The 1,260-nt window shown below is 34.1% G+C and carries 1 protein-coding gene; it reads right to left on the bottom strand.

Annotation, left to right across the window (positions count from 1 at the left end):
- Positions 1-349: 349 nt before the first annotated feature.
- Positions 350-1,153 carry a sulfite exporter TauE/SafE family protein gene (locus DER71_RS11850; protein WP_158531752.1) on the bottom strand — a complete coding sequence of 268 codons (804 nt, stop codon included), beginning with the start codon at positions 1,151-1,153 and terminating at the stop codon, positions 350-352.
- Between the last annotated feature and the right edge of the window lie 107 nt (positions 1,154-1,260).

Genomic DNA, 1,260 nt, shown 5'->3' with positions numbered 1-1,260 from the left:
TCACACCCGAATTGAGTTTTAGATAAATCTAAAAATTTCGTTGATGACTAAAGCCCCCTTTTTGCAGCTTGAAAATAAATTTTGGGGAAACTCCTACTAAATTATAAAGATTGTGTAAAAATAGAGGTGCAGGAATATTGAAATCTTAGTTGTATAATTAATATTGTGAAGAAAAAGTGTAGTTCTGAATAAAAAAGACATTTACCTGGCTCTATTGAATTAATTAATTACAACACCAAAAATTCAATAAAGGAGTCAAGCAAATGTATAAAAAAACTTTTTTTACAAAATATTTTCTTTTAAAACACGATAAATTTTACTTTAAAAAACTGATTGGTAATGAAAAATATTATAAAAACATCGAAACTGCCATTAATAAAATAAGTCCAATAAAAAACGGACCATAGAATTTTTCCAAAGTTTTTTTGTTTATCCGCTTACCAAATAAAGGGCCAAGAATTGCACCAGTTATAGTGCCAGATGCAAGCAAAATCACCAGCAGCCAATTTAGAGTTCCAAATGCACTATGAGTTATCACACCTGTAATAGCTATAAAAAAGAGCACCATAACTGATGTTCCCACTACCTCTAGAGAGGAAAGACCTATACTGTCCAGTCCGGCAAGGATTGGAGGAGTACCGCTCGTACCGAGCATACCTGACATTAGCCCGCCAAGTATCCCAAATACCAGGCCTTTTACTATAAAAAGCTTTGAAATAGGCTTACTTTTATTAGCATTAACTTCTTCAAGTTGTCTGTTTTCTGATATTTCTTCTTTATCTTGCTTTTTCTTTCTTGAAATAATCATCCCGATTGCCATGATTAGAAGAAAAATCCCAAATATTATTTTAAGAACTTTGACCGGAATAATTGTAACAAGATAGGAACCGACAACTACTCCGACAATCCCGCCTGCCGCAAGTAGAAATCCTGCTTTTGGCTTTACATTTTTTGCCCTGTAGTGACTTATTGAAGCAGCCAGGGTTGTTGGGATAATTGTTGCAAGAGATACAGACACAGCCTGATCCATTGAAATAGCAAACAATCCTGTCAGCATTCCAACATAAAATATTCCCCCACCTCCACCTATTAAAGAAATTAGAACCCCTATGACAAGTCCTGCCACAGGTAATAAATAAATCGGCAAATGCACTATTTTATCACCCCTTAAAAATGCCAGCCAATTTTTTAAAGGCTGGCAGCGAAATTTTAATATTTTTAAAGCTTACATAAGTTAGGAATACAAAAGTAACCCTAAAG

This window comes from Halanaerobium sp. DL-01, from assembly GCF_003338615.1.
Lineage (GTDB): Bacteria > Bacillota > Halanaerobiia > Halanaerobiales > Halanaerobiaceae > QPJE01.
The sequence above is the reverse complement of the archived record's forward strand: the minus strand, read 5'-3'. Positions and strand labels throughout refer to the sequence as shown.